General features: G+C 51.5%; 5 protein-coding genes. All 5 read left to right on the forward strand.

Annotated elements, in window-relative coordinates; genetic code table 11:
* Positions 1–2 precede the first annotated feature (2 nt).
* Entirely contained in the window at positions 3–1,691 is a 1,689-nt protein-coding gene (gene argS, locus FC43_RS06915) for an arginine--tRNA ligase (protein WP_056955148.1), read from the forward strand.
* A gap of 127 nt (positions 1,692–1,818) precedes the next feature.
* The gene (locus tag FC43_RS06920) at positions 1,819–3,924 is read left to right on the forward strand and encodes a PBP1A family penicillin-binding protein (RefSeq protein ID WP_156648326.1); all 2,106 of its coding nucleotides are present in this window, start codon (positions 1,819–1,821) and stop codon (positions 3,922–3,924) included.
* Between the two features lie 103 nt (positions 3,925–4,027).
* The gene (locus FC43_RS06925; protein WP_056955151.1) at positions 4,028–4,393 is read left to right on the forward strand and encodes a YlbF family regulator; all 366 of its coding nucleotides are present in this window, start codon (positions 4,028–4,030) and stop codon (positions 4,391–4,393) included.
* Between the two features lie 118 nt (positions 4,394–4,511).
* On the forward strand, positions 4,512–5,441 hold the full coding sequence (locus tag FC43_RS06930; protein WP_056955153.1) for a 3'-5' exoribonuclease YhaM family protein: 930 nt from the start codon (positions 4,512–4,514) through the stop codon (positions 5,439–5,441).
* Between the two features lie 117 nt (positions 5,442–5,558).
* On the forward strand, positions 5,559–6,479 hold the full coding sequence (locus tag FC43_RS06935) for a peptidylprolyl isomerase (RefSeq protein WP_056955155.1): 921 nt from the start codon (positions 5,559–5,561) through the stop codon (positions 6,477–6,479).
* Positions 6,480–6,577 lie beyond the last annotated feature (98 nt).

Below are 6,577 nucleotides of genomic sequence, written 5' to 3' on the forward strand. Positions count from 1 at the left end.
TTATGGACGAAAAACAACAAGTAGTGGCGGCCTTAGCGGCAGCCTTGCCAGACTTAGACCAAGCGACCTTGGCCGAAAAAATTGAACGGCCCAAGGACAACAAAAATGGGGACTACGCTTTCCCAACCTTCTTTTTAGCCAAGACCTTGCACAAGGCGCCCCAACTGATTGCCCAAGAATTGGTGGCTAAGGTCGACCCAAGCGGTTTTGAAAAGGTTGAAGTGGCAGGTCCTTACATTAACTTCTTCTTGGACAAGGCCAAGGTCGGCGGCAATGTCTTGATGGAAATCTTGGCGGACCCAGCAAACTATGGTTCATCGGATCTCGGTCACGGCGGGAACGTGACGATTGACATGTCTTCACCAAACATTGCTAAGCCAATGGGGATGGGCCACCTGCGTTCAACTGTGATTGGGAATGCGATCGCCAACTTGATGACCAAGACGGGTTACCACCCCGTAAAAGTCAACCACTTAGGGGACTGGGGGACCCAATTCGGGAAGCTGATGGCCGCCTACAAGATGTGGGGGAACGAAGAAGAAGTCAAGGCTGACCCAATCAACACCTTGCAACGCTACTACGTTAAGATCAACACGGAAGCCGATGAACACCCCGAATACGCTGACATGGGCCGGGAATGGTTTAAGAAGCTGGAAGATGGCGACGAAGAAGCGTACCGGCTGTGGGTTTGGTTCCGGAAGGAATCATTGAAGCGGTTCATGAAGATTTACAAGCTGTTGGACGTGGACTTTGACTCTTACAACGGGGAAGCCTTCTACAACGACAAGATGGATGAAATCATCCAACTCTTAAAGGACAAGCACCTGTTGCAAGAAAGTCGGGGGGCCGGGATTGTCGACTTATCCAAGTACGACTTGAACCCTGCGATGGTGCTCAAGTCGGATGGATCAACCCTGTACATGACGCGGGACTTGACGACGGCCCTTTTCCGGAAGCGGATGTACGGGTTTGCTAAATCCCTGTACGTCGTGGGGGCGGAACAAGAATACTACTTTGGCCAATTAAAGGCGGTCCTGACGGAAATGGGCTTTGAATGGGCCAAGCAAATTCACTACATCAAGTTCGGGTTGATGAGCTTGAACGGGAAGAAGATGTCGACCCGGAAGGGGAACGTGGTGCAATTAGAAGACGTCTTGAACGATTCGATCAAGATGGCCCGCCAACAAATTGCCGAAAAGAACCCAACCCTGGCAAATGCCGATGAAGTAGCCGAACAAGTTGGGGTCGGCGCCGTAATTTTCCATGATTTGAAGAACGACCGGCGTAACCGGGTCGACTTCCGCCTGGAAGACGTGGTGAAGTTTGAAGGGGAAACCGGGCCGTACGTCCAATATGCCCACGCGCGGGCCGAATCGATCCTGCGCAAGGCTGGTAAGCCATCCTTTGATGGGGTTGAATTAGCCTTACATGATGAAAAGGCATGGCCAATTGTCAAGCGCCTGAGTCAATACGGCGAAACGGTTGAGCGGGCGGCGGCTAACTACGACCCATCCCTGATTGGGAAGTACGCGCTGGCCCTGGCCAAGGACTTTAACCAATACTACGCGCACACCCGGATCCTGGTGGACGACGACCAAAAACTGGAACGTTTGGCCTTGGTTCAAGCCGTCTCCTACGTGCTGAAGTCTGCTTTGGCCATCTTAGGGGTGAAGGCACCTGACGAAATGTAAGCTTGAAATTAAAAGGGAGCAGCCAGCTGGCTAATTGCTAAGAAAGCGTTAGAAAGGGCGGTTGCTCTTTTTCTTTTGCCCAATAATTATGCTAAAATTTGGCAGAGACAGAGCAGAAAGGAAGTTGATGAATAATCTGATGAAGTTGAAAGATTGGCAGTCCCGGGTTGGCAACTGGGCCCGGGCCGCTTGGCAGACGGGGCGGGCAAACTTTCGTGCTTTTTGGCACCGGTTCCAGTTGACCCGGTGGCTGATTGTGATTGGGCTGACCCTGTTTTTAGCAGTCAGCATTTATCTGACGGTGGTGGCCAAGACCGCCAACGTCAAGAGTTTACAAGCCCGGTTGGAACACCCGACGATGGTTTATGATCGCCATGGTGACTCGGCGGGGAGTTTGTATTCGCAAAAGGGGACTTACGTTAAGTTAAAGCAGGTCTCACCCCACGTCGTTGATGCGGTGCTTTCCACGGAAGATCGCAATTTTTACCGCGAACACGGGTTTTCCGTTAAGGGCTTGGGGCGAGCGGCCTTCTTGTTGGTTAAAAACAAGGTCATGGGCCGCAACTACATTTCCGGTGGGGGAAGCACCTTGACCCAGCAACTGGTGAAAAACGCCTTCCTCAGTCAGGAACAAACCTTTTCCCGCAAGGCCAAGGAAATCTTTATTGCGATTGAAGTCGAAAATCAATACAGCAAGGCGGAAATTCTGACGATGTACCTGAACAACGCCTACTTTGGGCATGGCGTGTGGGGGATTCAGGATGCCGCCCAGCGCTACTTTGCCACTGACGCGGGCGATTTAACCGTGCCACAGGCCGCGACGTTGGCGGGGATGCTGACGGCGCCGGGAATTTATGATCCAATCGATCACCCCACGGCTACTAAGCAACGGCGCAATTTGGTGTTGGACTTGATGGTGGAAAATGGCAAATTGTCCCAGCGGCAAGCCACGGCCTACCAGCAGACCCCCCTGGTGGTTAAAAACGGCTACCGGGCCCCGAATACCTATAAGTACCCCTCCTTTTTTGATGCCGTAATTGCCGAGGCGATCAGCAAGTATGGCTTAGACGAAAAAGAGGTCATGAACAATGGCTACAAAATTTATACGACCTTGGACCAGGGGCAACAACGAGCGATGCAGCAAGTCTTTGATGACGATGATAATTTTCCGGCCGATTTGGCTGATGGCAGCATGGTTCAAGCCGCATCCGTGGCCATCGACCCTAAGACTGGTGGGGTTTTGGCGATGTTTGGGGGTCGGGGCCAACACGTTTTCCGGGGTTACAACCGGGTGACGCAGATGCGCCGCCAGCCAGGTTCAACGATCAAACCAATTGCGGTCTACCTCCCGGCTTTGCAGCACGGCTACTTTTACGATTCGACCCTCCAAGATGAAAAGACAACGTACGGGACGGGCAAGAAGAAGTACACGCCAAAGAATTATGATGATCAATACAGCGGCAAGGTCCCAATGTATAAAGCCCTGTACGAAAGTCTCAATGCGCCGGCGGTGTGGCTGCTGAATAAGATTGGGGTCACAACGGGCTACAAGATGGCCCAGGCCTTTGGCTTACCCGTGGAAAAGAGTGACCAAAACCTGGCCTTGGCCCTCGGGGGCTTGACCAAGGGGGTCTCACCTTTGCAGTTGGCGCGGGCGTACGCCGTTTTTGCCTCGGGCGGGCAGTTACCGACGACCCATTTGATTACCAAGGTGGTTGACTCGACCGGCCATGAGGTCAAGCGCAAAGATAAATTGACGACCAAGCGGATCATCAAGCGCGCCCAAGCTGATGAAATGACCAGTATGATGCTGGACGTCTTTAAGCTGGGGACGGCACAAAACGCTAAGCCTAGCGGTTATACCTTAGCCGGCAAGACCGGGACGACCAATTCCGGGCTCAAGGAGAATGACAGTGACCGTGATAAGTGGATTGTGGGCTATACGCCCGACGTTGTGGTCGCGACGTGGGAAGGTTATGACGATACGACCGTTACGCAGCAATTGTCGGATGTGGAAGAACGAGACCTAGCCAGTCTGTACCGGACGGAAATGGCCAGCCTCTTGCCACATACGGCCGGGACCACCTTTACGGTCAAAGATGCCCAGACCCGGGCGACGAGTGGAACCAAGTCGCCAAGTAAAAATCTCTGGCAACAAGCTGGTGAATTGGCTGACCAGGTCAAGCAAGGGTTGAGTCAAGCCTGGGATAATGTCCGGTCGCTTTTCCGTTAACCGGTGCGTTACAATAAAGTTAATTGTTGCCGTTAAAGGGTAACAGCGAAAACGAGTAATCGGGCGGAATTTATTACCGTCAGGTTCAGATGGAGGAACAAAAATGGTTGTAAATATTTACGATACAGCAAACGAATTGGAACGCCAAATGCGTGAAACCCAAGAATACCAAGACTTACAAGCGGCCTTTGACAAGCTAAAGGCTGATAGCGACGCCTTTGAACTGTTTAAGAAGTTCCAACAAAGCCAAATGCAAGCCCAACAAAAGCAAATGGCCGGTCAAGAACTGAGTGAAGACGAAATCAAGGCCGTCCAAGATTTGGCCAAGGAAGTCGGCCAAAAGCAATCCGTGATTGCTTTGATGGAAGTAGAACGGCGGGTTGACAACATGATGCAAGAATTGAACAAGGTCATCACCAAGCCAATTCAAGATATCTACCAAGACATCATGCCACAAAAGCAAAACTAACTTAGCGAAGCCGGGAAAAAATCCGTTTTTTCCGCGGCTTTCTTTTGTCTGGGATCCAGTTGTCGGAGGCCTGCTTGACGGCAACACAGCTGATTTTTATATGGAAGGGATAGGTAAAATGGGATTAAACGATTATCAAGATGGGGAAAACCTTCAGTTAGCGTGTCTGATTAAGGATGCACAAGCGAAGACTACCAAAACCAACAGTCAGTACCTGGCCCTGACCTTTAGCGACCAAAGTGGGGAGTTAAGTGGTAACTTGTGGGACGCCACGGCCGAACAGGTGGCGGCTTTCCAACCAGGAGTGGTGGTGGAGTTAACTGGGAAGCGCAGTTCGTACCAAGGGCGGCCGCAAGTTGAGATTCAAGCCCTGGCGCTAGCCCCAGAAAAGCGCCCGGAAGACTTTGTGCCCCAAGCACCGGAAAGTGTGGCCGACATGAAAGATGCCCTGCGCCCCTTCTTTACGGCCATTCAGGAACCGACCTGGCACCAAATTGTGGTCGCGTTGGTAGCCCAGCACGGGGAAAAGTTTTTCACCAGCCCGGCTGCCAAGACCAACCACCACGCTTTTGCGGGCGGGTTGGCCTACCATACCCTGTCGATTTTGCGTTTAGCTGAGGCCGTTTGTGATCTTTATCCGGCCCTGAACCGGGAATTACTGTATGCGGGAGCAATTTTGCACGACCTGGGAAAGACGCTCGAACTCTCGGGGGCGGTTGCAACGCAGTATACCTTAGCCGGGCAGTTGGTGGGGCACATTTCCTTGCTCGACGGGGAAATTGTGGCGACCTGCCAAGCCCAGCACCTTGATCCCAACAGTGAAGCCGTGGTGCTGTTGCGACATCTGATTTTAAGTCACCACGGCTTGCTGGAATACGGTTCCCCCGTTCGCCCGCAGGTTCGCGAAGCCGAAGTCTTGCACCAGTTGGATGAGTTGGATGCCAGCCTGTTAATGATGGATACCGCATTGGCAAAGACGACCCCTGGGGAATTTACCGACCGCTTATTTGCCATGGACCGGCGACAGTTCTACCGGCCCCAGGAATAGCTGTGGCCGAATCGTGAATGACTTTCAAAGAAAGCCTAAAAATTCGCTTTTGCCCGGGGGAGGCGGGCGGAATGTGGTATATTAGACTGGTAAGTTTTTAAAAGGATGTGAAGGAGTTTGAAAAAGAAGAAGTTATTGGCCTTAGTCGCGGGGGTAGCATTAATGCTGCCATTGGCGGCGTGTGGCAACAAGGCCGTCGCAACGACCAGCGGGGGCAAGATTACCGAAAGTGAATACTACAGCAGCATGAAGGAAACTTCGCAGGGGAAGGCTGTCTTGCAACAAATGATCTTGGATAAGGTCTTGCAGAAGCAATATGGCAAGAAGGTTTCCGATGCCGCCGTTAATAAAGAATACAACTCTTACAAGAGCCAATATGGTTCGTCTTTCTCCACGGTTTTGGCCCAACAGGGGTTGACGACCAAGAGCTTTAAGCAACAAATTCGCTCCCAACTGCTGTTAGAAGCCGCGGTGCGGGATCAGTCGACCTTTACCAATAAGAAGTTAAAGGCCCAATGGGAGAAGTACGAGCCAAAGGTGCAAACGGCCCAAATTTTGGTCAGCTCTAAGGAAACGGCCCAAGACGTGATTGACAAGTTGAATAGTCATGACGGTGATAAGCTGAAGTACTTTAAGAAGTTAGCCAAGAAGTACTCCACGGATACGTCCACCAAGAATTCCGGTGGGGTGGTGGCCGCCTTTGACAACACCAGTGCTTCGGTTGACAGTGACTACATGAAGGCGGCCTTTGCCTTGAAGACGGGTGAATACACGACCGAACCAGTCAAAACTGAAAATGGCTACCAGGTCATCTACATGATCAAGCACCCGGCTAAGGGAAAGATGGCCAACCACATCAACGACTTAAAGACGCAGATCGTGGAAACTAATATGAATGATTCTACCTTTATGAAGAAAGTGATCTCCAAGGTCTTAAAGAAGGGGAACGTTTCGATTAAGGATAAGGATTTGACCAACATTTTAGATGACTACTTGACGACGGGGGCAACGACCAACACCACTAGCAGTAGCAAGTAGTTTGTCAGCGCTCGGATAAAAAAGATCACCATCCCCGCTTGGGTGAACTGGACCCTGTCAAGTGGAAAGTTGAATTATGTAAATGATTAGGCAGCTAG

Origin of the sequence: Limosilactobacillus ingluviei DSM 15946, from assembly GCF_001435775.1 — a bacterium.
GTDB classification, from domain to species: Bacteria; Bacillota; Bacilli; order Lactobacillales; family Lactobacillaceae; genus Limosilactobacillus; species Limosilactobacillus ingluviei.